The organism is Sphingomonas sp. TX0543 (genome assembly GCF_048565505.1).
In the GTDB taxonomy this organism is placed as follows: domain Bacteria; phylum Pseudomonadota; class Alphaproteobacteria; order Sphingomonadales; family Sphingomonadaceae; genus Sphingomonas.
This window is the reverse complement of the sequence record NZ_JBLZUS010000002.1, coordinates 3,481,131-3,503,904: the sequence shown is the minus strand read 5'-3', so window position 1 is coordinate 3,503,904 and position 22,774 is coordinate 3,481,131. Positions and strand designations below refer to the sequence as shown.

At 62.5% G+C, this 22,774-nt stretch carries 24 protein-coding genes; 5 read left to right on the top strand and 19 right to left on the bottom strand.

Features of this window, described 5'->3' with window-relative positions:
• Position 1: 1 nt before the first annotated feature.
• The 16 genes from ACM61V_RS17435 to ACM61V_RS17360 are packed head-to-tail and all read right to left on the bottom strand — an operon-like array spanning position 2 to position 13,923.
• Positions 2–847: a conjugal transfer protein TraF gene (locus ACM61V_RS17435; protein ID WP_419714216.1), complete on the bottom strand. Its 846-nt coding sequence runs from the start codon at positions 845–847 to the stop codon at positions 2–4.
• Positions 828–2,555 carry a conjugal transfer protein TraN gene (locus ACM61V_RS17430; protein WP_419714215.1) on the bottom strand — a complete coding sequence of 576 codons (1,728 nt, stop codon included), beginning with the start codon at positions 2,553–2,555 and terminating at the stop codon, positions 828–830. The genes ACM61V_RS17435 and ACM61V_RS17430 overlap by 20 nt, the downstream gene beginning before the upstream one ends.
• Entirely contained in the window at positions 2,552–3,316 is a 765-nt protein-coding gene (gene trbC, locus ACM61V_RS17425) for a type-F conjugative transfer system pilin assembly protein TrbC (protein ID WP_419714214.1), read from the bottom strand. The genes ACM61V_RS17430 and trbC overlap by 4 nt, the downstream gene beginning before the upstream one ends.
• On the bottom strand, positions 3,313–4,341 hold the full coding sequence (gene traU / locus ACM61V_RS17420; RefSeq protein WP_419714213.1) for a conjugal transfer pilus assembly protein TraU: 1,029 nt from the start codon (positions 4,339–4,341) through the stop codon (positions 3,313–3,315). The genes trbC and traU overlap by 4 nt, the downstream gene beginning before the upstream one ends.
• On the bottom strand, positions 4,338–4,985 hold the full coding sequence (gene traW / locus ACM61V_RS17415; protein ID WP_419714212.1) for a type-F conjugative transfer system protein TraW: 648 nt from the start codon (positions 4,983–4,985) through the stop codon (positions 4,338–4,340). The genes traU and traW overlap by 4 nt, the downstream gene beginning before the upstream one ends.
• Positions 4,982–5,506 carry a S26 family signal peptidase gene (locus ACM61V_RS17410; RefSeq protein ID WP_419714211.1) on the bottom strand — a complete coding sequence of 175 codons (525 nt, stop codon included), beginning with the start codon at positions 5,504–5,506 and terminating at the stop codon, positions 4,982–4,984. The genes traW and ACM61V_RS17410 overlap by 4 nt, the downstream gene beginning before the upstream one ends.
• Entirely contained in the window at positions 5,493–5,900 is a 408-nt protein-coding gene (locus tag ACM61V_RS17405) for a type-F conjugative transfer system protein TrbI (protein ID WP_216313616.1), read from the bottom strand. Before ACM61V_RS17405 ends, ACM61V_RS17410 begins: the two co-directional genes overlap by 14 nt.
• Entirely contained in the window at positions 5,897–6,289 is a 393-nt protein-coding gene (locus tag ACM61V_RS17400; RefSeq protein WP_216313614.1) for a hypothetical protein, read from the bottom strand. Before ACM61V_RS17400 ends, ACM61V_RS17405 begins: the two co-directional genes overlap by 4 nt.
• A 29-nt stretch (positions 6,290–6,318) precedes the next feature.
• Positions 6,319–8,862, bottom strand: coding sequence for a type IV secretion system protein TraC (gene traC / locus ACM61V_RS17395; protein ID WP_216313612.1), 2,544 nt, complete (start codon positions 8,860–8,862; stop codon positions 6,319–6,321).
• Positions 8,862–9,674: a TraV family lipoprotein gene (locus tag ACM61V_RS17390; RefSeq protein ID WP_216313610.1), complete on the bottom strand. Its 813-nt coding sequence runs from the start codon at positions 9,672–9,674 to the stop codon at positions 8,862–8,864. Before ACM61V_RS17390 ends, traC begins: the two co-directional genes overlap by 1 nt.
• 4 nt (positions 9,675–9,678) lie before the next feature.
• Positions 9,679–10,593 (bottom strand): DsbC family protein, encoded by a 915-nt coding sequence (locus ACM61V_RS17385; RefSeq protein ID WP_216313607.1) that lies wholly within the window; start codon positions 10,591–10,593, stop codon positions 9,679–9,681.
• Positions 10,590–11,930: a TraB/VirB10 family protein gene (locus ACM61V_RS17380; protein ID WP_216313605.1), complete on the bottom strand. Its 1,341-nt coding sequence runs from the start codon at positions 11,928–11,930 to the stop codon at positions 10,590–10,592. The genes ACM61V_RS17385 and ACM61V_RS17380 overlap by 4 nt, the downstream gene beginning before the upstream one ends.
• Complete coding sequence (locus ACM61V_RS17375) at positions 11,923–12,681, bottom strand: type-F conjugative transfer system secretin TraK (RefSeq protein WP_216313603.1); 759 nt, start codon at positions 12,679–12,681, stop codon at positions 11,923–11,925. Before ACM61V_RS17375 ends, ACM61V_RS17380 begins: the two co-directional genes overlap by 8 nt.
• Positions 12,681–13,253 carry a type IV conjugative transfer system protein TraE gene (locus ACM61V_RS17370; RefSeq protein ID WP_216313601.1) on the bottom strand — a complete coding sequence of 191 codons (573 nt, stop codon included), beginning with the start codon at positions 13,251–13,253 and terminating at the stop codon, positions 12,681–12,683. The genes ACM61V_RS17375 and ACM61V_RS17370 overlap by 1 nt, the downstream gene beginning before the upstream one ends.
• Positions 13,254–13,263: 10 nt before the next feature.
• Positions 13,264–13,551 (bottom strand): type IV conjugative transfer system protein TraL, encoded by a 288-nt coding sequence (traL, locus tag ACM61V_RS17365; RefSeq protein ID WP_020819170.1) that lies wholly within the window; start codon positions 13,549–13,551, stop codon positions 13,264–13,266.
• Positions 13,552–13,578: 27 nt separating this feature from the next.
• Positions 13,579–13,923 (bottom strand): hypothetical protein, encoded by a 345-nt coding sequence (locus tag ACM61V_RS17360; RefSeq protein ID WP_216313599.1) that lies wholly within the window; start codon positions 13,921–13,923, stop codon positions 13,579–13,581.
• Positions 13,924–14,273: 350 nt separating this feature from the next.
• Between ACM61V_RS17360 and ACM61V_RS17355 the strand changes: the two genes are divergently transcribed.
• From ACM61V_RS17355 to ACM61V_RS17340, 4 genes are all read left to right on the top strand, one after another.
• The gene (locus tag ACM61V_RS17355) at positions 14,274–14,735 is read left to right on the top strand and encodes a transcriptional regulator (protein ID WP_419714210.1); all 462 of its coding nucleotides are present in this window, start codon (positions 14,274–14,276) and stop codon (positions 14,733–14,735) included.
• Between the two features lie 45 nt (positions 14,736–14,780).
• Positions 14,781–15,020 (top strand): AlpA family transcriptional regulator, encoded by a 240-nt coding sequence (locus ACM61V_RS17350; protein ID WP_253204253.1) that lies wholly within the window; start codon positions 14,781–14,783, stop codon positions 15,018–15,020.
• Positions 15,021–15,406: 386 nt separating this feature from the next.
• The gene (locus ACM61V_RS17345) at positions 15,407–15,763 is read left to right on the top strand and encodes a hypothetical protein (RefSeq protein ID WP_216313595.1); all 357 of its coding nucleotides are present in this window, start codon (positions 15,407–15,409) and stop codon (positions 15,761–15,763) included.
• Positions 15,764–15,965: 202 nt separating this feature from the next.
• Positions 15,966–18,182, top strand: a complete 2,217-nt coding sequence (locus ACM61V_RS17340) for a hypothetical protein (protein ID WP_419714209.1) — start codon at positions 15,966–15,968, stop codon at positions 18,180–18,182.
• Between the two features lie 467 nt (positions 18,183–18,649).
• Here ACM61V_RS17340 and ACM61V_RS17335 read toward each other — a convergent pair whose 3' ends face one another.
• Positions 18,650–19,294, bottom strand: coding sequence for a hemerythrin domain-containing protein (locus ACM61V_RS17335; protein ID WP_216313953.1), 645 nt, complete (start codon positions 19,292–19,294; stop codon positions 18,650–18,652).
• Positions 19,295–19,542: 248 nt separating this feature from the next.
• Between ACM61V_RS17335 and ACM61V_RS17330 the strand changes: the two genes are divergently transcribed.
• Positions 19,543–20,337: an SDR family NAD(P)-dependent oxidoreductase gene (locus ACM61V_RS17330; RefSeq protein ID WP_216313591.1), complete on the top strand. Its 795-nt coding sequence runs from the start codon at positions 19,543–19,545 to the stop codon at positions 20,335–20,337.
• Positions 20,338–20,497: 160 nt separating this feature from the next.
• On the opposite strand, the gene ACM61V_RS17325 is transcribed toward ACM61V_RS17330, so the two are convergent.
• Both ACM61V_RS17325 and ACM61V_RS17320 read right to left on the bottom strand, forming a co-directional pair.
• A complete protein-coding gene (locus tag ACM61V_RS17325; RefSeq protein WP_216313589.1) occupies positions 20,498–21,694 on the bottom strand; it encodes a zinc-dependent alcohol dehydrogenase in 1,197 nt (398 codons plus the stop codon).
• Positions 21,691–22,272 (bottom strand): SRPBCC family protein, encoded by a 582-nt coding sequence (locus ACM61V_RS17320; RefSeq protein WP_216313587.1) that lies wholly within the window; start codon positions 22,270–22,272, stop codon positions 21,691–21,693. The genes ACM61V_RS17325 and ACM61V_RS17320 overlap by 4 nt, the downstream gene beginning before the upstream one ends.
• Positions 22,273–22,774: the final 502 nt, after the last annotated feature.

Here is a 22,774-nt window from a genome sequence, read left to right as displayed (position 1 = left end):
CCTAGTAGTCACGTCCAGCTTCCTTCGATGTGAGGAGGTAGATCCGGTCCTGAAGCTCGTCGGCGCTCATCACGCCGTAGCCGATCGGAATGGGGCGGCCGGTCAGGGCGTCCCAGAGCACGACAGCTGGCGTAATCTTGGGCTCCAGGCCCATGCGGCTGCGCTGGTTGGTCTCGACCGTGTAATTCGGGAAATGCCGCGATGGGCCGCCGTCGGTCGAAATCGCTCTGACAGCGATATGCCAGGTAGAGGCAACACTCTGTACGATCGGCGACATGACCTCGCAGGCGCCGCAGCTCTGGGCGAAGAAGTAGAAGAGCCCGTAGCGCTCGGAGAGCTGCGCCATTGCCGCGTTCCGTTCCGCGCTGCGCGAATCCTGCCACTGGCGCTTGCCGAGCGTCGAAACCGGGCGCTGCAGCGTGTAGTCGAGCTCGGGATCCTGCCAGATCGCCCGTTGCCAGACGTCGCTGAAGAGTGAAGCCCGGTCGAGCTGGGCCCGCTGGAACCGGATGTACGCCGTCACATTGGCAGGCGTGGGCTCGAGGATCGCCTTGGCCTTGAGCTCCCGCAAGGTCGCCGTGATCGCGTCAAGCTGGCTCGTGGCGCTTGCCGCTGGCGTAAGTGCCTTCTGTTCCGGCGGTTTGGGCCGGTCGCAGTAGAACCAGTACCCAAGCCGGCGCTCCGCGCAGTAGAAGCTGTCCTGCCGCTCGCCCGTCTCGGCGCGTGGCAGCGCATCGGTCTGGGTGGTGGTCGTCTGCGCGTTTGCGGACGGAAGGACGCAAACGGCATTGGCAATCGCGCAGGCGGCAAGCAGCCGCCACGCGGCCTTATTGGCGTGCACGGGCATAATAGTCCTCGATCTTCTGTTGGATTTCCTGGGTGGCCTGCAGTTCGTCAGGCAGGCGGGCGGCGTCGGTAAACTCGGCATAGACTTCGCTGAAGTCCATTCGGCTCAGATCAAGCCGGGCGAACTCGTCGATGGTGAACCCGGCGCATTGCTCGGTCTTCGGCTTGCCCCAGGGCTTGTTCAGCTGCTGGCGGCCTTGCTCCTGCAGGATCCGCGAGAGCTTGGATTCAAAGCAGCAGTAGACCTTCCGCTTGGTCAGGCACACGCCAAGGAAGGACGACGAGCAATAGGTGCCGACGTAGGCGCACAAACCTTGCGCGTCTTTCTGATGCAGCAGCATCTCCTCGCGGCTGCAGCCCAGCGCTACGAGCAGCTGGATGCCCGGGATGAGCGGAAAGCCCTTGCCCTTGCAGCAGTTGAGAATGCCGAAAACCTTCGACGAGCAGCTTTCGCGGGTCCCCTTGAACAAGGTTAGATTGTCAGGATCGAACTCGCGGCGGGCCTGATTCATCGCGTTCAACGCGACAACCGCGTCCTTGAACTCGTCATTGGCTTCGCGCTGGATGGTCTCGCACGAGCCATCGATGCAGTAGACGTCGCCATCGCAGATGAACTGATTGCTGTTCGCGGGCTGGTCCGGAACCGGGCAATCATAGACCCGCTCCCAGGTGCGGCAGGGCTCGCCAGCGAGACAGTCTTCGCGCACGAGCTTGCAGCCCGGGGTGTCTTCAAGTGTCTGGCAGTCCTGAGCCTCAATAAACTGCGCGCAGCTGTAACTCCGGCTCCATGCCCAGCAAGGCTGCGTCACGGCGATGCCATCGACAATGCGGGTTACCGGATCGCTGTCGGTGCACGTCTCGGTGTCTTGCTGGCACGAGCTGTCGGCCGCGATGCCGGCGCATTGGCTCTCATCGCGCGTGGCGGTTACGACGTTCTCGCCCGTCACCGTATAGGGTGTGGCGCCATCGACCGGCGCGGTACAACTGACCAGGTCAACCCTGAGGTCGCCAGAGTTGCAGCCCCAGTAGATCCCGAAGTAGGGATCGCACAGGTTGATCGGATAGGACTGCGTGACCGTGCATTGCGGCGCGGGGTAGCGGTTGCAGTTGTAGACCGAAGTCGGGTCGACCCCGCTGCCGCCCACGCAGTAGTAGCCGTAGACTTGGCGTTGCTCGACCCGTGCGGTCAATGTCACGGGGCAGGTCCGGGTTTCTTGGCTGGCGGTGTAGCCGACGTTGCAGGTCGCCATGTAGCGTGCTGCGGTTCCGCTGGCCGGCGGCAACGGCACGCAGCGTCCCTGCGAGCCGCCAATCGCCATCCCGCTCGTATAGGCGAGGGGATCTTTGCTGATCACATTGCTGCGCGCGATCGTCGCATCGAGATCCTGCGGCGCAAACCGGGCCCGCCGGTCCATCGAGTCCCGCATGGCCCTGTAACCGGTATTGGTCGTGGCCTGGCTCGCCGCTTCGCGGCTCATCCGGTCGGGATCGTCGAAATAGCCCGACTGACTTGGTGTGCCGCCAAAATTGGGGATGCGACTGGCATCCGGGTTTGTGGTTGCCGCACTTTGCGCGGATGCCGCCTTGTCTCGCCCGAAAGCCTTGCCGTCCGCCTTGGCAGCATCGGTTGTTGTCTGGGCGTGAAGCGGTCCGGCAAGGGTGAGCAGGAGCGCGCACACGCCCGTGAGAGAGAGGATTGGTCGTGTCATGGATCCTGCCTTTCAAGACGGGCGAGGTGCTGGGCCGCAAGCAAAGCGCCGGGGCCGCCGCCGCGCGCGAAGGTCTCAAGGGCGTAGGCTGCGCTGACATTGCCGCTCATCCGGTCGTGGGGCGGGATCTGCGTCCGACAATCGAACCCGTCGCACAGATCGAAGTCACTGCTGGTGACGACGTAGGTGGGCACGGTCTCGATCCCGAAAGCACGGAAGAGCCGCGGGTCGATACCGACGCCGTCCAGCTGCTCGCCGGGCTTTGCGATTTTTGCCAATGCGTCCGTCAGAGCCTTGGCGCTGTTGCGAGGCAGACCGCGCAAGGCGACGATGCCGCCGGCCTTGGCCACGTCGTCGATCATCGCCCGCAGCGCCGCTGGCGGCATCGAGAGCGAAGCAAAGGCGATGAACCTTGGCGCCTCGCCCATGCCTTCGCTGGTCATGGTGCCGGCGTCGGCCACCATCCGGTCAAAGTCGAAGGTGCTGGCCGGATCGTGCTTAGCACTTGCGGCAGCCTCACGGGTGTAGCGGCGAGCGTGCGCCTCGGCCTCGTTGGTGCTTGTCCTGGCCTCCCGCGCCAGCGCCTCGGCCCTTGCGCGAGCATTGGCAGAGAGCGCGTCGGCATCACTGGCGCCAGCGTTGGCGCGTGCCCGGATGGCCGCCACATCAAGGTCCGGTTCGGCCGTCTGCGCCGACGCGCCAGCCAAAGCGGCAAGGCTCGAAAGCGAGGCGACCACAATGAGATGAGGAATGGTTTTCATCGTGCGCAGCAGTTCCGCTTGCGCCAGACCAGATAGCCCATGTCCTCGCCAATGGCGGGATAGACCTGGCCTGCCGACATGAAGGTGGTGGAGGCACCAATGGGCGCGCAGGCGTAGCGGCCCTTGGTCTGCGGATTGGGATTGGTGGCCTGGAAGCGGTATTGCTGCTTGCGCATCACCGGCATCAGGTACTTGCCGCAAAGCCCCTTGCTGCCCATCGTCCCCCAGGCGACGAGTTCGCGGTGGAGCTTGTAGGAGAAGCGGGCGAGCGCGAGCCGCGAGGCTTGGACATGGCCAATGGTCGCCGAGACATTGCCGTTAAGCGGATACATCGTGCCCTGACAGCCCGCGCACCAGAACAGTTCATCGGTCGGCAGCTTGGCCGTTGCCGCCACGCAGTCGGCCGCGCAGGCCGCAAGCGCCAGCGGATTGGCGAACAGGACCGCCTCGGGGTTGATGATCGCGGTGAGTTCGCTGTCCTGCCAGAGCGGATCGATCTCGGTGATGTAGAGGATGTCGATCGAGCCGGACTCGAGGCACAGGAAGTCGGCAACGATCTCCATCCAGTAGATCAGCGGATAGGCATACCAGTGGACATGCCACTGCGAGTTGTACTGGGTATTGCCGCCAACTGCAGATGGCCCCGCCATCGACTTGAAGCCGATGTCGAACCCAGGATCGAGCTTCATCCCGCCCAGATTGACGAAGCACCAAGGCTTCATGCTGACGTCGGCAAGCCGGACCGGCTCCCAGAACCCCATGGCGATACCGGGCCGCAAACCGCAGAGGCAAACGGGGAGAGCTGGGTTGCTGGTGTCGGGCCGACTTGACGGCCAGATTTTCAAGCCTCCGATAGAAATCGGGAAAAGGCACGACCAGCAGATGTCCGTGATCGGATTGACGAACTTGCCGGTGCAGCGGCCGGGACCGGCCGCAGCCTGGGCCGGGGTGCTGGAGAAGATGCTCAGACTGGCGAGCAGAAGTGCTCCGCAAAGCCATGACAGAAGGCGATGTTTCCTGCTCATGATGGCGCCCGCTCGTTGGGAGTGACCGGCTGTTCGGTGATGAGGAGCGCGCGACCCTGCTGCTCGACGGTTGCCGGTACTGCGCGAATGCCGAAGTGCTTCACCAGCGTGCCGCCTTGGTCGAAGTAGAAGCGCCGCTGGCGGGCTTTCATGAGTTCGAGCGGCGCGCCGGCCACGAGGATGAGCTTGGCCTTTGTGCTGGCATAGCGACGGGTGGCCCAGGCGAGCTGTGCCGGGTCGTCGCCGTCGAGGAAGACGAGGGGAGCCCGCAGCGGCACGGTATCGAGCGGATTGACCCGAGTGCCTGCGGCAATGATGACGCGGCCCTTATCGTCGGCGATATCGCGCTCGACTGTGATCGTCGGATCGAAACGCCAGCTGCGTGTTGCCGGAGCGAGGGAGAGACCTGCGACATGCTCAGGCCGGTTGACCCGGGCGATCGTTCGCCGCTTCAGCTCCTCATTGAGGCGGGCGGTCTCGCCGGTCTTCTCGAGCTGCGTAAGCCTGGCATGGATCTGCTGCAGCAGGTCCGGTTCGATGACTGGCCAGACCGTGCCGTGCTGACCGTAATCGCGAGCCATTGCCTCTGGCGCTATGGCCAGCGCCAGCGCAGTGGCGCATATGGGGAAGGTAAGGAGCCTCACAGGATCGGCCTCCCGACGCCGAGAATGCGTGGGCCGCAAATCCAACCGATTGCGGCGTAGCGGCTGTCGAAACCGTCCTTGTGTTCGCTTGTGACGAAATAGCAGCCTTGCGGAACGCGGCCCGTCGGGCCGAGCGCGAGGGGTTCACCAAGGCGGCTCGTGAGCTTGGCCTTGGCGACAGCCTGCCCGTTGACGAAGTAGGTGCGGTTTTGCTCGGTGACGATGTCGCCCGGCACGCCGCTCACCCGCTTACCGAACGGTTTCGGCGCCGCTCCGAAATGCTTCACCAGCAACGACGAAGCAGGCGGATCGAAAAGGATGATATCCCCGCGGTGCACGGCTGCCCCGCGCGTCACCCAGAGGGCCCAGTAGGGCAGGCTGGGGCTCACGTTGATCATGAGCGCGTGGCCCTGAGCGAAGGCGGCGAGCGAGGAGAGTGCCAGCGCCCCGGCGCCAAGCCCGCCCCAAAGCACGAGACGGCGCGCGGACGCAGAGCGGATCAGGCGATCAGCGGGCAGCATCGGGAATGGCTCCCATCCGGCGCACAACATCGGCGCGTACAGATTGCGTCAGGTCCGGCGTGCTCCCGGCCACCACGGCTTCGGCAACGAGGACCGTCCGGCCCTCGCGACCAAGCTGCTGCACCGAGGCTTCCACAGCCTTGAGGTAGGCCTGGACGCGCATCTTCATTTCTTCCGGCGGACGACCAGCTCGTGCTTCGCCCTCGATGAAGTCGCCCATGATCCGGCTCAGCTGGACCGTGACGACCTCACGCTTCTCCAGGGTGACCAGCTTGTCGGTCGTCCAGACGCCCCACAGGACCTGGCCGATCATGCCGACGCCGAGCACGACAGCGGTGAGATTGATCGATGCCAGCCGCCTGCGAAGGTTTAATGTTGCCAGAATGTTCTTCACAGCATTTCTCCCGAGAGTTCGCGGTCGAGATCACGGATGAAGCGCGGCATGCGCCACACGACGACGAGTGTGGCGAGACCGATCAGGACGAACTTGCACTGATCGAGGAATGTGACTCGCCGTGTGAAATCCGCCGCCAGGAAGCGATCACCGAGATTGGCGACATGGGCGAAGAAGGCATCGGGATTGCCACCCGATAGAAGCAGGAAGAAGAGCAGCGGCAGGCCCAGGGCCATCAGATAGGACGAGCCCAGAAACAGACTACCGCGCAACACGATGTAGCAGCCATCGGCGATGCGCGAGCGCCAGGTCGGCACCGGCGGGAATAGGGGCTGTTCGTCTTCGGGCGCATCCGTCCGGTCGAACGGGGTGACGAGGTGGAGAGGCATGAGTTTCGGAATCCTTTGGTGAAGAGGTGTCAGCGGTTGAGATGAGCGATGCGCTCGATGGCATCGGCGAGCTGGTGGCCGCGGGCGATCTCGGCATCGATGGCGGCGAAGGTCTGGGGCGAACTCGAGAAGAGCGTTGCCGAATAGTCGTCGAGCACGAGCCGTCCGATCGCCTCGGTCTCCGGCCCCTTGATGAACACCTCGGAATAGTCGCTCCCGGAGCGCTTGAGGCTGCGGATCAGCGTCTCGGTGCGATCGTCCATATCGAGGCGTTTGCTCGCCTTGAAATCGGCGATCGTCTCCGGCTTCTGCTGAAGGATCAGCATCCAGTCGCTGTTCTCCAGCGCTGCCGTCGCCCCGTCGGACTTGTAGTAGTCGTTGAGCGACTGTGTGGCGGTCGCCAGCGCGCCGCCATATTTCCGGCAGGTGCGGGCATAGGTTTCGACGAACTCACCCATCGAGCCGCCCTTCAGCATCGACCATGCTTCATCGATCAGCAGCAGCTTGCGCAGCGACCTTGGGCTGCGCGTCATCGCCTGGCTGGTCATGAACATGATCGCGGAGAGGACCACGCTGCGCAGGTCTTCCCGGCTCGCGAGGTCGGACATCTCGAATACAGTGAAATCCGCATCGAGGTCGAGACTGGCCTGGCCCTCGAAGAAGGCACCGTAGGTTCCGCCAGCCATGTAGGGGGCAAGTGCAGTCGCAATGTCTGCGGCCGTGTCATGGCCAAGACCGGCCATCATTTCGCCGACGGTCGTGACCGTGGCCGCCGCGCCGTGTTCAGCCCAGACCATGTTGACCGCCCGGTCGATCAGCCCGCGCTCTGTATCGGTCAGCTTTGCGCTGTGTCGGGCCATTTGCCCGACGATCGCCTTGATCATTCCGAAGCAGTCGAGGCGATAATCCTCGTCCTCGGCGGCGCGGGCTGCGTCGATCATCGAGAAGGGGTTGAGGCAGAAGCCCGCTTTCATTGTGAACTCGACAAAACGGCCGCCTTGCAGTTTGACCGAATGCTCGAAGCTGCGACCGTCGTCGATCACGACCACCTGCGCGCCGGCGCCGCGCAGCGCGGCGCACATCTCCTGGAGCAGCACCGACTTGCCCGATCCCGACTTGCCGCAGATCGCGACGTTGTGGTTGCCCGCCTCGTTCTCGAACGGCGACCAGAAGAAGGGCTGGCCGCGCCGACCGACGAACAGCAGGTGAGGGTGGGCGCTTCCGAGATACTCACCCTGCATGGGCGCGATATTGGCTGCCGTGGTCGACAGGACGGTCTTGAACCGCTTCAGCCGCTCCATGTCGGCACCGAGCCCGTCGGCTAGCGTCAGCGGCATCGCCGCAAGAAGCCCCTGGATCTGCAGATAGCGCTCGTCGGTGAGGTCCCAGCCTGCCGCCTTGTAGATCGACTTGATCGCGCGCTCGTGGCGGTCGCCGGACCCAAGCGGCGAATAGGTCGTCACGCCGTAGAACACGCGTACCAGACGGCGGCCTTCCTGCAGCTCTGCCTGAACATGTTGCCACTCGGCGGCCTGTTCCCCGATCCGCGGCAGGAACCTGGCACTGCGGGTACCGGCGAGGCTGGTTGTCCGCATGAACTTGAAGCCGGCCTTCGCCGATGCCGCCTCCTGGTCCGGATAGACGAGACACAGCATGGTGGCGGCCGGGCAGGGGAAGCGCAGCTTGTCGGTGAACAGGTCGCCGATTAGCCGCGCGCATTCCCACGGGGCCCACCGCGATGGCATGTTTCGAACGGCAAAATGGCGAACATCGAAAGCATCAGGATAGACGGTCCCGATCTCGGGCACGCCGTCATTGACCTTGCCGGTAGGACGGAAGCGCTCGGTCACGAGCCGCATGCGATCTTCAGCCACGACCAGTTCGATATCGTGGCGGATCGCCTGCGAGGCGATCGGATCGTTCGGATTGTAGGGCACGGCGTCGTCCTGCGGCGCGGTGGTGGGCGAGGTCAGATCATCAATGACGGCGATGAGCGCTTCCGGCCCGACTTCGACCACGCCAAGGTTCAGTGACTTGAGCATCGCCACCAACCCCTCGCGGGTCTGTTTGAGATCCTCGTTGCTGACCGCCTTCGATGTTGGCACGCCGACCGAGACGATGACCTGGTGGTGCCGCGCATGAAAGGGGGCGTCCGGCGAGCCTGATTCCCAGACGAGCGAATAGAGCCGCCGCGCGCGGTGACGGGCAATCGCCTCGTACACGCCGCCCTGCATGTACCGTGGCGCAAACCACGGGGCGATGATTCTGCTGATGCGCGGGCTCGCAAGGTGGAGCACCTGCAGGCAGGCGCCCGCTGGTAAGCCTTCCGAGAAGAATTGCCCGAGGATTTCCCCTGTGCGCTCGTCCGCGCCGATCAGCGGCGTGACCGAGAGGACAAAGCCCTTCGAGCGTGCGTTGAAGTACAGGCGCGTTGCCGGATCATAGACCCTGTAGGGCAGCCAGTCGGACAGCATGTCGACCATCAGCTGGGGACGGGGCTTTTCGACGTGCTCGGCATCCCCCAGCAATCCGCTGAGCAACCGATCAACGACGGACTTGAGTTGCTCGGCCATCACTTGGGTTCCTCGGACTGCGAGGTGGTGTCGGTCGGCTGAGCGCCGGTCCGGATTGCCGGGCGGATTGCGGCTTTCGCGGCTTCAATCGCCGCCGCGCTCGGGAACGCCGGGGCGCTGTGCCCCGCCTCTGGCCGAGGGGCTCGATCACGCGGGGGAGGCGACGTGTCGAACCCCTCGACCGCCGGTGCTTTGGCACCGGCAACGGCCTCGCGCGCCGTGGAGGGGAGGACCAGCGGCGAGGCATCTGAAACTGCATTTTCGGAACTGGGAGCATCAGCGCCCGGGGTCTCCAGGGTGCTGGTCCCGTTCGTGGGCGCGGATGAAAAGGGCGCCGCAAGATCGACGGTAGCATCCGAGTGACTGTTTGCGGCTTCGTGTGCCGACGCAGCTTGAGCGGCCTTCAACTGCCGGCGGACCTGGCGCATGACGGCCCCGCTCTTGTCCTCACCCGCTTTGCGGCGCAGTTCGGTTGCCCAGCGCGGGTTATCGACGACCGTCCAGGCGACCGCTTCATCATGGAGCGTTCCGGCCTCATCGACATGCGCTGGAAAGACGACCCGCAGGGTCCGCTCCGCCGTACGCGTGGTGTCAGCATCCACGACGCCCGACCGGGGGCGTGTCTCGGCATGAGGCGCCGTGCCCGAGGACAGAGTGTTCGTCGCCTTGGCATCGATGACGTGGGCCGGTGCGCAGTCGCCCTTGGGCGCCCGGCAGGTGAAGTCGCCTTCGACATTGGTGCCGAACGTGGCGCAGCCACTGGCGAAGCCGGCCAGACAGGCGCAGGCGAGGAGACGTGTCGGAAACCGCATGGGTTTATCCTTTCGGAGCTGGGGTGGGGGCCCGGGTGGAGGTTGGGCGCAGGAATTCCCGGAGCACTGCAGCAGGCCGGAAACCCTCGAGAACGGCGCCATCGGCGGGGCGCACGATCACCGGCGTGCCGCCAAAGCCGTGAGCCCGGGCGAAGGCCTCGTTGGCATCGAGGCCGCTCGTGTCGCAGGGTTTGGGATTGGCGAGCGCCAGACCCGAATATGCCATGTGCAGCGCCAGCTCGGGCCGAGGTGAGCACAGAACCCGCTCGGCGTCGCGGCGGCTCTCTGCGCCGAAAATCGAGATCGGCCGTTCTTCGACCCGCGCCCCGATCGCCTTCAGTTCTGCCTCAAGCTTCTTGCAGTAGCCGCAGTGGAAGTCCGAGAAGACAACGACACGTGGACCATTGGCAGGGCCCCAGGTGATCGCGCCATTTGATGGAAGCTTGCCAAGCTGCACATGCCGCGGTTCAGCGTTCCGGGCTGAAGCTGCTGATGGGTTTGGGCTCCCATCCGCTTGCGCTTCGGGATTGCTGCGCCGTGCTGCCCCTGCCGCCAGCAGGTCCGGATTGAGAGCGAGCAGCCGTGCAGCCGTCAGATCCTGACGGGCTTCCATGTCATAGACCCGGCCGATCACCAGATACTTCGCAGCCCGGTCAACGTAGAAGAGCGTCGACTTGGATGCGACCTCGCACAAACCGCCAAGGCCTTTGCAGTTGATCGCGTCGATCGGCGTCTTGGGCAGGCGCAGCTTCAGTGCCTCACGCACCTTCGCCATGTCCGGAGCGGCAGTGGGGGCTGCAAGGCTTGCCACCGCCCATCCTGTTGCGGCCGACAAGGCGATGATTGCTGCCAGTCCTGCGCTGGCACGCAACCAGCGGCGCCGACGGTTATCCCGCTCTAGAGACAAGTTTTCGGTCATTGGGAGTTCCTCACGTAGACGCCGTCGAGGAACACGATCTCGACATCGATGCCGGTCGGCATCTCGACGACGGGTTGGTACTGTTCGGCGCGCTCGATCAGGTATTTGCTGACCGTGTCGGCGGCATCGGCGGCGCCTTGGCCAAGCCCGCCACCGAGGATGTCGCCCGCAGACAGCTTGGAGCGACTGCCATCGGGGTTGGTCGTGACGCCGGAGAACACGCTGTTGGCGTTTGCGGAGAAGCCGCGCCCGAAGCCGCCGACGATCCCGGCGAGCAATGCCTGGCTGACCAGACTGCCTTCGCGGCTCACGACGCGACCCCGGACCCCGGACTTGCCAGCGAAGCTGATGAAGCCCTTGACCTCGCTCACTGCGACCCGGCCACCAGGCTGATCGCAGGTCATGCGGGCAAGCTTCACATAGACCTTCTCGCTGCTGAGATCCCCGCGAGCCGCGCCGTTCACAACGCAGCCCTGGATCCGGGTGGTCAGAACCTTCCCGTTCTGCATCACCGATCGGGCAGGCCCCGTGATCCTCAGCACCACGGGCAACGGATCGGTCTGGCTGGCGACGCCCGCCGAAGCATCGACGCCAACGATAACCCTGGCCGGCGCATAGGAATTGGGCGGCAGGTAATCAGGCGAGTCCTCGACGACGACCGGCGGCGCATCGGGGCGGCCCACCCGGAGACCGCTGCTCCCTGCCTTGTCAGAGCTGAAGCTCATCAGCTTCACCTCGCCAGGCGACGGGATCATGCCGCCCTGAGGATCACCGCCTGCGGACACAGAACTGGGCTGGGGCGAACGTCCCCGCGCGTCATATCCGCCCGCCTGCGGCCCATAGGCCGGTGGCGGTACAGCGGGTGCCGTCGTCGCCGGCTGTGCGGCTAGCCGTGTCTTGAGCTCGGCATTCTCTGCGGAGATGGCATCGATTGCAGCCTGCCCATCGACCCGCATGGCCTGGTTTTCGGCCTTGAGAGCCGCGAGCTGCGCCTCGATCTCCGTCCGCGGGATGCTCCCATCCTTCAGCGCCTTCTGTTCGCGCGTGACCGCATCGAGCCGATTGCCATAGGTCGCCACGAATTCGCGCTGCGACAGATCGCGGTTGACGAGACCTGCCGTGTCGATCGTCTGCGCCGCATTGGGATCGCCGGTCTTGGCCTTGTCGTCACCGCCAAGGATGAACCAGCTCCCGCCGAGCAGCGCGAGTGCTCCCAGCGAGCCCAGCAGCAGCTTCTGACGGCGCGCGGTGCGGGCGTTAAGCCCGGCAAGTTCACTCGGTGAAGCGGTTTCGGCCTGAAGAGGGGCCGTGCCGTTCGCATTGACTGCATCAGTCATGGCCGGTCTCCCCGCTTGCGCCGACAACAAAGGCCGTGGTGCTGGCCCCGGGTTCGAGCTTTGGCTCGGCAATCGAGACAGCGAGCGTGTCGCGCGGTGCGAGATCGCGCTCGGCCAGCGTCACGGGCTTCGATCCGCGATTGTGGATGCGGACCACCTTTCCGGTGAGACTGGTGCCGCGATAATCAGCGATGAGCTGGACTTCGAGATCGCCGACCCGGGCAGGCATAGCGGTCGACTGGCGGACCTCGAAGCCATCGACAGTCCGGTCGTTGGCCATGGCCTGAATGAGCCTGACGGCGCTGGTCTCGATCGGGGTCTGGCTTTCCCAGTCCGCCGCTTGGTTCTTCGCGATCGCGGGGTTTGTGACGAAGACCTGGGTCGCCGGAATTTGCTCAACCCGGCACGCGACCTTGTAGACGAAGCCCTTTTTCGTGGTGGCGAAGAAGCTGATTGCCCGGGCGGCGTAGGTTTCCGGCACGGACACGTAGATATCCCCGCGCACCGGCTCGTTGGTCACCGCAAAGTCGTTGTAGGGCGTCCCGGTCGAGATCTTCGAGACGCTGGCGAACTGGTCGTCGACCAGCGCAAAGCGGGTCAGTTCCCGCGCCGAAACGCTGCACTCGATCCCGGCACCATCGGCCGCTTGCTTGAACTGGTCGGCGGCATGAGCGGGGGATGCTACTGCTGTGAGCAGTGCTGCCGCACTCAGAAATCGGACCCGAGCGTGGGCATCTTTTCGGTAAGCCATCACTGGGCCTCCTTCGATTTGTCCTGTGGGGGGAGCTGCGCGAACCCTGCCAGCGCCAGGCGCAGGCCGCGGTAGGTCCAGCTGAAGCGGAAGCGGCGCTCGTCGCTCGCAATCACCTGCGCGCCGACGAATGTCTTGAGAGTGCCGGTCACATCCGAGGTCAGACCCTTGGGATCGACGCTCATCGACCGGATCACGAATGCCTGGGTAACGTCCGAACCGCGCTGTTCCTCGACAATCCGCACGAGCTCAGCTTTGAGCTGCCCATAGCTTGCGGGATCTGCCAGCTTCAGGATCTCGTTCATCCAGTAATCGAGGCCTTCCGGACTGCGATTGAGGAGGACAAGGGCGGCATCACGAGTGACAAGCTCGAGATAGTCGGCCTCGACCCCGGCGCTGCTCACCGTGAGCCCTTTGGAAACAGTCGGCACCAGCACGACCTCGCGGTCGCGGGTGGCGGCAAGGCTCCCTGCTACGACCAGTGCGAGGCCGAGACCGGCACTGGTAAGCGCGAACAGGTTCCGCTGGCGCAGCAGCGATTGCTGACGTTCGTGTGATATGTCGGAAAACATGGGCTTCCCCTCAACCGGCAAGCAGTCGGCAGTGAGAAGGCGGCGTTGCCTTGAGGCCCAGAAATCCTGCAGGCAGATACCAATATGCGGCATGGGCTACCCAGGAGCTGGCGCGTCCTGCTTTTGCCTTTCGCAATGCGAACCAGGCGCCGAAGGCGACTATGATACCGATAAAGATATGCTGGGTGAGGATCCCCCAGGTGAAGGGGGCCAGCATTCCCGCGAACTCGTCGATGGTCCAGAAGCCGATAAGCTCCGGGTCATCGAGGCGCCGGGGAATGATGTAAGGGTCTGCCATGGCGACGCCGCCTTCTCGTCCGACCGTTCAGATGACCGCTGTCACGACCGAGGTGACGATCGGAACACCGGTGCCGACACCGATGCCGACGCCCACCGGAACGGCGACCTGGCCGAGCGAAAAGCGCCCGGATGCCAGACCGATCAGGCCGCCAGCGAGGCTGAGAACCGTGATGATCTTGCCGCCCGAACCTTCGAGAAAGTCGGTGAACTTGGTGAGGGCAGGGGTGAAGGTCGTGTCAGCGCCGGCATAGGCGGCGCTTGCCGCAAGCGCCGCGACTGCGAACGGGATGGCAATGTTGAGGGCATTGCCAAGGTGCTTTGGGCCGAGACCCGTGACGCCGACGCGCCGGGGGAGGGTGAGTGACTGCATGTGAAGCTCCGGTTGGAGGGGTGGTCACAGCGTCCTTGCGTTCGCTGTGTGTTCCACATGCATCTAGGAAATGTTTGTAGGAAAGAGTTGTGATCTGATCTCCGCTGGAGGCGGACAGATGCGGACACATCTTTTCCTGCCCGACGATCAAAACCGACGATAATGGCGCTAAATCAGTCTTTATGTGTCGGTGACTACCGTCACGCTAGCCGCGATTCGGCGACGACTCGGATAGAGGAACCGATTCGCCTCTAAACGAGATGTTCCACCTATGTTCTTTTCATTTTCCTACATGGGATGCTTCGCGATATGCCTGCGAGTCGCACCATTGAAGAAACGAGGAGACAACCATGCACCATCCAACCGCCGCCGCCAGACCCGCCAATGAAAGCCTGGCTCGCGTACTTGCCCATGCGATCGATGCTGCCGGCAAACCACGCCACAGGATTGCCAATGAAAGCGGGATGCATCGCGAGACCCTGCTTCGCGTTGCGCGTGGTGAGCGGCCCATCGGGCTCGACGAGGCAGCTCGTGTGCTTGCCGCCTGTGGAGCTCACCCGCGAGCCAGCATGATCCTCGCTCTTGCCGGGCAGGAAGATCTCGCTTGCGAGTGGATGCATGGCGAGATGGGCGAATTTCTCGAAGAGTTCTTCACCAGCCTGCCTGTCCATCTGCAGCGGACTCTGGGACGTCGGATTGAGGATCTGCGGCCTCGGTGGGCGCGCGGAACGGCGCAGCTGGTGGCGCGAATGCTTGCCAAGCACATCGATGATTTCGCCAATCGCGACATCGCCATGTCGCTCTCACGGTAGGCCTAGGAGTTCGGAGGGGACCGAACTTTACAATCGAGATCAGCAATGTCGCATTCAGCTCAAGATGAAACGCCCTGCCTGCCGTCGGCGGAAACTGTGTCGCCGGCCCGACTTCTTCGACTGCCGGAAGTGATGGCCCGCGTCGGGCTGCGTCGTTCGGCCATCTATCAGCGGATGAGCGAAGGGCGTTTCCCCAAGTCACGATCGCTGGGGCCCAAATGCGCAGTTTGGGTTGAAGCGGAAATTGATGAGTGGATCCGCGCCGTATCGCGAATTCCAAACTGATCACGCCGTGGTCTATTCCGTCAGAATTCCTCGCGCTAGGCTGCGCGCATGGTTTATCGATATCCGCTGGGCAATACTCCTCATCCCGAAGCTCTGAAGGAGAAGCAGCGTTCGCCGCGGGACGGCTTCCAGAAGCCTTTGGGGCTTCGCGTGCACCGTGCGCTATCTTGGCTTCGACAAGCCGAAGCTGAGGATGAAGACCATGATGTCCGCCTCGTCCTTCTCTGGATTGGATTTTAAGCGGCCTATGCCGGTGATGTCGAGGCATCGGCCAGCAGCTCCGCGCCGGAAGGCGAACGCGGTCTCATTCAGGCATTTTTTTTCGGCCTTGGTGAAGTTCGACGCCCGCCACCAGACTGGAAGCGTACGGTGCCTACGTCTACCCCGTGCTCGACCTTCGCCGTCTCCTTCGAGTCGCGACCGACTTCGAACGGGATATTCTGCCGGTGCTTCTTGCTCTGCAGGACAGGCGCGACGATCATGGATGCCGATGCACGATTGATCGCACAATGGAGAACGGGGTGGTTCTTGCTGTGATCGATGTAAGCGTGACATTCCCGGACGGCGGTCGGATCAGCATGCAGGCGGTGCAAGGCGACACGTACTGCGCGCAGCTGGATAAGAACTTGTCCGGTCGCATCGTGGCCTCGCCACAATCCCTGCGTGACGGGAGCTTTGTTGCCAGTCTGCAAGCGTTGTTGGCGGTAAGAGGGACCGGCAAGGCGGATGAACCGCGCAAGTAGCATGGGAGGAGGCAGAGGCGTGGGCACTAAGGGGAAGGCCGCTCCCGCCGCCCTGACGGGATGGAATGATCATCCTCGCGGCGCCGGTCTCCCACTCGCATTGATCTGCGCACAGAAATAACACCACAGGTTCTTGAAACCTGATCCATCGAACTCCGTTTGAGTAAGCGAGCAAAGTCTGCGGTTTGAAACGGAGATCAGAATGCCGCATCGCGCTGCCGTTATCGAACAACCGGCAAGTCCTTACCTGATGACACTGCGTAAAGAGCTGAAAGGTGGATTGCATTCAATTGGCGTAATGCCGCTCGGCGATCTCACAGCAGATATATGCTGCGGGGGTGATTCCTTATGGGCGATTGTGCGCCGTCCGCGACGCGGCGGTCTCGCGATCCGTCTGGCCTACGCACCAGGCATGGAACTCAAGTATGGCTCCTTGAAAAGGAGCAAACGAGGGTTTTCGCTCACGGCCGAGACCGCGCTCGGTACATATGCGATCGCGGCCCGCCTTGACGGCACCGATTTGCACCGGTTGCGCCTGACCATTACACTGGTCCCATCGGCTGAACTGCTCCTCCCTTTCGTGCCGAGAGATCTTTATCCGCTCGATGAAAATGATGACCCGCTGGGCGCCTCAGGCACTATAGAAGCCGGCCAGCGGGGTCTCAACAGCGGGCTGCTCTATTTCAGCATAGACAAGCCTGCGTTCGGAAGCGTGCTCTATTTCCAGAACCTCACCGCGCTTAATGACTACTTCACCCTCACCGGAACCAAACCCGATGGTGTGGTGGGCGGCGAGTGGCCCGAAATCGGGTATTTCCTTCCCACTTCGATCCAGAGCGGGACACCGCCGATCAATCCCCTGCCCGCCGGCCGCAAAGTGACCCTGTCCGACGCCATCATCGTCTTCCGGGACGCGCCCGCGCAGAACGAGTGTGAAAGTGCCCGTCTCTTTGTGCAAATGCTCGGTGCCGTTTACACGGCGCTGGAGCTGCCCGAACGTGACTTTCGCGACTGGGTGGATCGCGCAGAACAGACCTTGCGAGATCTGTCCCAATCGCCCAAGGCAACTATCCGGCATTATGGCAAGCGCTATGCTCATCCCTATACCGCTAGCGAATATCCCGACAGCATGGTCCAGTTGTCTCTTCTTGCCTCGATGCGGGATTATGCCGCCTGGCGGGGCAGGCCCGGCGAGTTGGAAAAAGAGTTCTCCGACCGCCTGAAAAAATTCTTTGACTCTGAACTTCAGACAATTCGCCGGTATCTTCCTAACGTAGGAAGTGACAAGGATGCGGACGCCGTCGACTCGTGGTATCTTTATCATCCGTTGCTCAATCTTGCCCGACTCGCTATTGCCGGGGACGAAAAGGCGCGAGATCTGTTCCTCCGGTCCGTCGATTATGGCATTAAAGCGGCTCATCATTTCCAGTATAAGTGGCCGATACAATACAAGGTCACCGACTTTTCCGTCATTACTGCAGTAGCAGGCGCAGACGGGCGCGGTCAGACAGATGTCGGCGGCCTCTATGCGTGGGTCATGCTGCAAGCCTACGAGCTTACCCGCAAAGAGCGGTTTCTCCGCGAAGCCGAGGCAGCAATCGACGCGGCTTGCGGGATGAGGTTCAACCTCAACTATCAGGCAAACCTTACCGCATGGGGCGCGGCGGCTTGTCTGCGGCTATGGCGGGTCACCAACGTCAGGCGCTATCTGGAGCAGAGTTACGTTTACCTCGCCAGTTTCTTTCACAACTGCGCCATATGGGAGTCAGAGATCGGCGGTGCGGCACAATACCGGAACTTCTTTGGGGTCACGTGCCTGCAGGATGCGCCCTACATGGCCATTTACGAGTGTTTTGACAGCTTTTCGGCCTTTGAATGTTACCTGCGGGACAGCGGCCCGGAACTCGAACCTGCCGCCAGGATGCTCATCAGCGAATACTGTAAATATGCGCTTGACCGCGCATGGTTTTACTATCCCGACGCGCTCCCGCCAGAACTCCTCGCGACCGAGGTTCGCAATGGGCACATCGATCGTGCGCTGTCCTTCCCACTCGAGGATCTTTACGTCGATGGGCAGCCGGCCGGCCAGGTTGGCCAGGAAATTTATGGTGCAGGCGCGGCTTTCGTGTTTGCCAGCCGGACGTTCCATCAGGTGAGTGAGGCGCCGTTTCGTCTGTTTTGCGACCATTTCATCATGGCGAGCGAACGAACCGGAGAACGCGCGATCAGTGTCACCCTGGACGGGGGTGAAACGTGCCACGCGGCGCTCAGCATCGTGCGGTGCGGCAAAGAAGGTCTGCCGGCGTGCAGACTTGTCAGTGCGAGCGGAAGTACTGTCCGAGGCCGAAAGCAGGGCCGCCAGCGGATTGATTTTAGTGTCCCAGCAAGTGGGCGATACATTTTGAGCTGGGACTACTGAGTATCATCCGTGACAAGGGGTCCTGCAGGACACGCACGCAGGTCGCGTTCGCCCAAAAACCGAGTGGGACCGAATGGTATGGTACATTTAAAACGAAAGGGAAGAGCCCGACGATTGCACTATTCGTGCCCGTTCCTCAGGGCCGTATGCGCCGCTACCGAGACCGGTGGTTGCCACGGCGGAGGCACGACCACCTTTGCCCTAATGTTGTGGGCGCGCTTCGGAACAGCAATGTGCCAGGCAAGGCCGCAGCGAGCCCGGCCCCGGACAGTTTGTGCTTACCGTGCCAGCAGGGCGCCGGCCCTCATGCAGCGAACCGCAGGACAATCCATCTCGGCAGACAATTACGGGAATGGCGCCCAATCGCTGCGCCTCGTCGCGCACCGCTCGAGAAAAATTGGTCGCGGCGAGCCGCCGCGCATTGCCCAGGCCGGGTCGAAAGACTTTGTAGGTCGTTACCGCTCGCGTCAGGCAGGTGGGTCAGATTGGTCGATGACCGAGCCATGCAGCGCTTGAGACCCGGTGTTCGTGGCATTTGAAGCGGCCGTGACTGAAGCGGCCGGACTGCTCTGACCGCCAGGCCCAGACAGATATCGGTCAAACTCTTCCGCGTAGCGCCGCGCGATCGTCTCGTGATCGGAATCGACAGCGCCCTCGGCAAGATCGATAAACCAGGTCCCTTCTTCCTGGTAGACATGGTGTTTCACCGCGCCTTCGAGATGACCCAGCTTGTCCTCGAAATCGGCGCTCATCAGATCGAGCCTGTCCAGCAGGCCTAGCTGCATCTTTGCAGCGGACTGTTCTGTGTACGCCATGGTGGCATGACCCGTGTCCCCGGTGTCGGACAAAGCGGGATAGATCACGCCCTCCTCGGCGACGGCGTGCGCGGTCAGCAAACCGGCCAGTGTTTTCAATCGAGCCTTGCGATTAGCGGGGTCCGCCGCCGCTTTTACGGCAGCAAACGCATCGTCGATCTGGCGGTGATGATCAATCACCATGCCCAGCCAAGGGGCGCGGTCGGTGTATTCGAGCGCGCGGCTGCGTGCCTGGGCGCGGTCGGCTTCGGATTCCGGCGGCGTTACAGCGGCTATGATCTTGTCGAGAATAGACACTTTCATCTCCATGTCTTGCAGGCAGGCCGACCCTCGCCCTTGCGGCGCTGCTTGTTGAACACGTCTGAGGGGCAACAGTTCCGCAGCCAAAACGCCGTCTTCGACCTGCCATATCGTGCCTTGTGCGAAGAGCGGCAGGTCAGTGCACAGCGCCTGGGAACAGTTTGCTGGACCGCTGCATTACGCATGATGACAAGGAAGCGGCCAAGCACGCTCACACCCATCGAAGCCTGCTACAGGATCCTGCTATGACCCGACCACTCGCCCTCGTGACGGGCGCATCAACCGGAATTGGATACGAGCTCGCGCGCCTTGCCGCAAAGCAGGGGTATGATCTTGTCGTGGTCGCCGACGAGCCAGCCATTCAGGCGGCGGCAGAGGACTTTCGCAGATACGGCGGAGCGGTTGAAGCCGTGCAAGCAGATCTGTCTCAGCTTGAGGGCGTTGACGAGGCGCTGGCGGCTGCAGCGGACCGTCCTGTCGATCTGCTTTTTGCAAATGCCGGGCGCGGCCACGGAGGCGCATTTCTAGACCAGACGACAGCCGACTGGCGCCGCACGATCGACACCAATGTCACCGGAACGCTCTATCTCCTGCAGCTGGTGCTGATGCAAATGACCGCGCGCGGCGGCGGCAAGGTCCTTATCACCGGCTCCATTGCCGGCTACGTTCCAGGTGCCTTCAATGCTGTCTACAACGCAACAAAAGCATTTATCGACAACTTCAGCGAAGCACTTCGCAATGAATTGAATGAGCAGGCGGGCGTTACCCTGACGACGCTGATGCCCGGCGCTACCGACACCGAATTTTTTGCGCGTGCGGGCATGCTCGACACACGGGTGGGCGCCGCCAAAAAGGCGGACCCTGCGAAAGTTGCGCGTGACGGTTGGGAGGCGTTGATGGCAGGCAAGAGCCACGTCGTCAGCGGGGTGCTCAACAAAGCGCAAGTCCTGGCCGCCGGACTCGTTCCGCAATCGTTCCTTGCAGACCAGCACCGCAAGTTGGCCGAACCTGGTTCTGCCGGCTCGCCGAGCCCTGACTGACGGGCGCAGCAGCAATTCGTCCCGGCGGGCTGCGACGACGCCGGAGGAGCTGGTCCATTGCTTTGCGGCTGCGACGCACCCGAAAACATTGTCGTCTTGCGCAGACAGTCTGATCATTCGTATCCGATGGCAGGAACCTAATGGGGCGAGCAACTGGCCCTTATCGCGTGCTGGCAACCTCTCGCCCCGGTTTGAGCACGATCTTGGTATAATTGTCCTGATCGTCGTGGAACTTCCTGTACCCGGTTGGCCCCTCCTCGAGCGCCATTGTGTGGCTGATCAGAAAGGTCGTGTCCAGCTTGTCCTCAGCAATGGCAGTGTAGAGCGGGCGCAGATACTTCTGGACATGCGTCTGGCCAGTTTTGAGCGTCAGGCCTTTTTCCATGAACTGACCAAGCGGAAACTTGTCGACGAAACCGCCGTAAACGCCTGGCATCGAAACACGTCCTCCGCGACGCGCCGCCAGGATTACCTGGCGGATGACATGGGCCCGGTCCGTGCCCATGAAGCTAGAGGCTTTGATCTGGTCCCAGATGTTGTCGGCGAATGCTCCGTGCGCTTCCAACCCGACGCAATCGATGCAGGCGTCCGGCCCGATTCCACCCGTCATGTCCTGCAAGGCCTCGTAGACCTTGCTTTGCTCGAAGTTGACAGTCTCTGCACCGAATTGTTTTGCCAGCTCCAGGCGATTCGGGAAATGGTCGATGGCAATGACGCGCTCTGCGCCCATGAGGAAGGCCGACTGCACCGCGAAGAGGCCTACTGGTCCGCATCCCCAAACCGCAACCGTGTCGCCCGGTTCAATGCCCGCATTTTCCGCAGCCATCCATCCTGTTGGCAGGATATCGGTCAAGAACAGGACTTTTTCATCGGCGATACTATCGTCCGGGATCACCAGCGGACCGATGTCCGAGAACGGTACGCGAACGTATTCGGCCTGGCCGCCTGAGTAGCCGCCAGTGAGGTGACTGTATCCAAACACCCCACTCATTGGCTGACCCATCATTTCGCGGCCGATGTCCTGGGTGTCGGCCGGATTGCTGTTCTCACAGCCTGAATACTGCTGTTTTGCACATTGATAGCAGGCACCGCAGCTGATGGTGAACGGGACGACGACGCGTTGGCCCTTTTTCAGAGTGCTTTTTGCGCCCGTTTCGACAACCTCGCCCATGAATTCATGGCCGAGAATGTCGCCTGTCTGCATGCTCGGAATGAAGCCGTCGTACAGATGAAGGTCCGAGCCGCAAATCGCTGTGGATGTAACTTTGATGATGGCGTCGCGTGGATTGATGATTTCCGGATCATCGACCGTGTCGCAGCGGACATCGTGCTTCCCGTGCCAGGCGATCGCTTTCATAGGGACACTCCTGCGGCGGGACCATTAGGCCCGTAGCGCTGTTCATGGATCTTGTGATTCCGGGCGCTTGTGGCGACCTCGCCAGTTTCCATCAGTTGCTTGAAACGATGGAGGTCACGGCGCGCTTGCACTCTGGGTTCGCGGCCAAACAGCTTGGCGAGCATCTGGCCAATAAAACCGGCAGGGGGCTCATAGGCGATGGTCGCGCGCACAACCGTTCCACGGCGACCGGCATCGGCGAATTCGATCTTGCCGCTGTTGTCCACATCTGCCCCGTCAGCGGATTGCCACGTAATCGAACGTCCCGGTACCTCATGGGTGACCACGGATTCCCAGCTGACTGCCTTGCCCATCGGAGCCTTGACGGTCCAACGCGAACGCAAATCGTCGAGCGCTTCGATCAAAATGACGTTGTCCATGAATTGGACAAGATTCGCGGGATTGCGCCAGAATGCGTACAGTTCGGAGGCTGGCCGGGCGATCGTGACTGCCTCGCTGACGAGCGCGCGATCTGGCTTCGCCGTCTTGGAGGCTGTGGGCGGCGCATCGTCTCGTGTGTTTGCATCGCTATCGGTCATTGCCAAGGCATCCCATGTTTCGCACAAATAATTGCCGACTCCTCGCAAGGTTCCGGCAATAGGGAAATGCAAGGGGCGTCCGGATTGCCGCCCCGATTTCACGATTGAGGCCAGCTATTGCGTCGAATCGGGTGCGAAAGCGTTGGCGTGGTATGAATGCCCAGAGCGCTCAATGCCGATCAGGACCGCAGCTCGGGTCTCTGGCATCGACGAGCTTGCTGCGCTAAGTTGAAGTCGCAATCAGCACGGATGACCGTGAACACAGCGGATGGCGAGATAATGTCGTCATAGAGCGGCTGTGATGCTCGGCGACGTACGAGGAGATCTACCTCCAGACCTGCGCCGCAGCCAGCGAGGCACAGGTTCGCGTAGATGGACCTCGGCCTTATGCAAGTTCAGAAGCCTTGTTACCGTCTTGGCGCAAGACACCGGTGCAGGCCATTTCGACAATCTGCCACTGGCAAACGCAGCATGAACCCAGCTGCCGATGAGGGCTGCCCTC

Bases quoted from the DNA above. Each gene is read 5' to 3' on its own strand.
- ACM61V_RS17320 (WP_216313587.1), bottom strand. From the start codon at position 22,272: ATGACCGATAGCGATGCAAACACACGAGACGATGCGCCGCCCACAGCC.
- ACM61V_RS17355 (WP_419714210.1), top strand. From the start codon at position 14,274: ATGCACCATCCAACCGCCGCCGCCAGACCCGCCAATGAAAGCCTGGCT.
- ACM61V_RS17375 (WP_216313603.1), bottom strand. From the start codon at position 12,681: ATGGCTTACCGAAAAGATGCCCACGCTCGGGTCCGATTTCTGAGTGCG.
- ACM61V_RS17385 (WP_216313607.1), bottom strand. From the start codon at position 10,593: ATGACCGAAAACTTGTCTCTAGAGCGGGATAACCGTCGGCGCCGCTGG.
- ACM61V_RS17350 (WP_253204253.1), top strand. From the start codon at position 14,781: ATGTCGCATTCAGCTCAAGATGAAACGCCCTGCCTGCCGTCGGCGGAA.
- traC (WP_216313612.1), bottom strand. From the start codon at position 8,862: ATGGCCGAGCAACTCAAGTCCGTCGTTGATCGGTTGCTCAGCGGATTG.
- ACM61V_RS17380 (WP_216313605.1), bottom strand. From the start codon at position 11,930: ATGACTGATGCAGTCAATGCGAACGGCACGGCCCCTCTTCAGGCCGAA.
- ACM61V_RS17360 (WP_216313599.1), bottom strand. From the start codon at position 13,923: ATGCAGTCACTCACCCTCCCCCGGCGCGTCGGCGTCACGGGTCTCGGC.
- traL (WP_020819170.1), bottom strand. From the start codon at position 13,551: ATGGCAGACCCTTACATCATTCCCCGGCGCCTCGATGACCCGGAGCTT.
- ACM61V_RS17370 (WP_216313601.1), bottom strand. From the start codon at position 13,253: ATGTTTTCCGACATATCACACGAACGTCAGCAATCGCTGCTGCGCCAG.
- ACM61V_RS17435 (WP_419714216.1), bottom strand. From the start codon at position 847: ATGCCCGTGCACGCCAATAAGGCCGCGTGGCGGCTGCTTGCCGCCTGC.
- ACM61V_RS17400 (WP_216313614.1), bottom strand. From the start codon at position 6,289: ATGCCTCTCCACCTCGTCACCCCGTTCGACCGGACGGATGCGCCCGAA.
- trbC (WP_419714214.1), bottom strand. From the start codon at position 3,316: ATGAAAACCATTCCTCATCTCATTGTGGTCGCCTCGCTTTCGAGCCTT.
- ACM61V_RS17410 (WP_419714211.1), bottom strand. From the start codon at position 5,506: ATGCTGCCCGCTGATCGCCTGATCCGCTCTGCGTCCGCGCGCCGTCTC.
- ACM61V_RS17340 (WP_419714209.1), top strand. From the start codon at position 15,966: ATGCCGCATCGCGCTGCCGTTATCGAACAACCGGCAAGTCCTTACCTG.
- ACM61V_RS17430 (WP_419714215.1), bottom strand. From the start codon at position 2,555: ATGACACGACCAATCCTCTCTCTCACGGGCGTGTGCGCGCTCCTGCTC.
- ACM61V_RS17325 (WP_216313589.1), bottom strand. From the start codon at position 21,694: ATGAAAGCGATCGCCTGGCACGGGAAGCACGATGTCCGCTGCGACACG.
- traU (WP_419714213.1), bottom strand. From the start codon at position 4,341: ATGAGCAGGAAACATCGCCTTCTGTCATGGCTTTGCGGAGCACTTCTG.
- ACM61V_RS17390 (WP_216313610.1), bottom strand. From the start codon at position 9,674: ATGCGGTTTCCGACACGTCTCCTCGCCTGCGCCTGTCTGGCCGGCTTC.
- ACM61V_RS17330 (WP_216313591.1), top strand. From the start codon at position 19,543: ATGACCCGACCACTCGCCCTCGTGACGGGCGCATCAACCGGAATTGGA.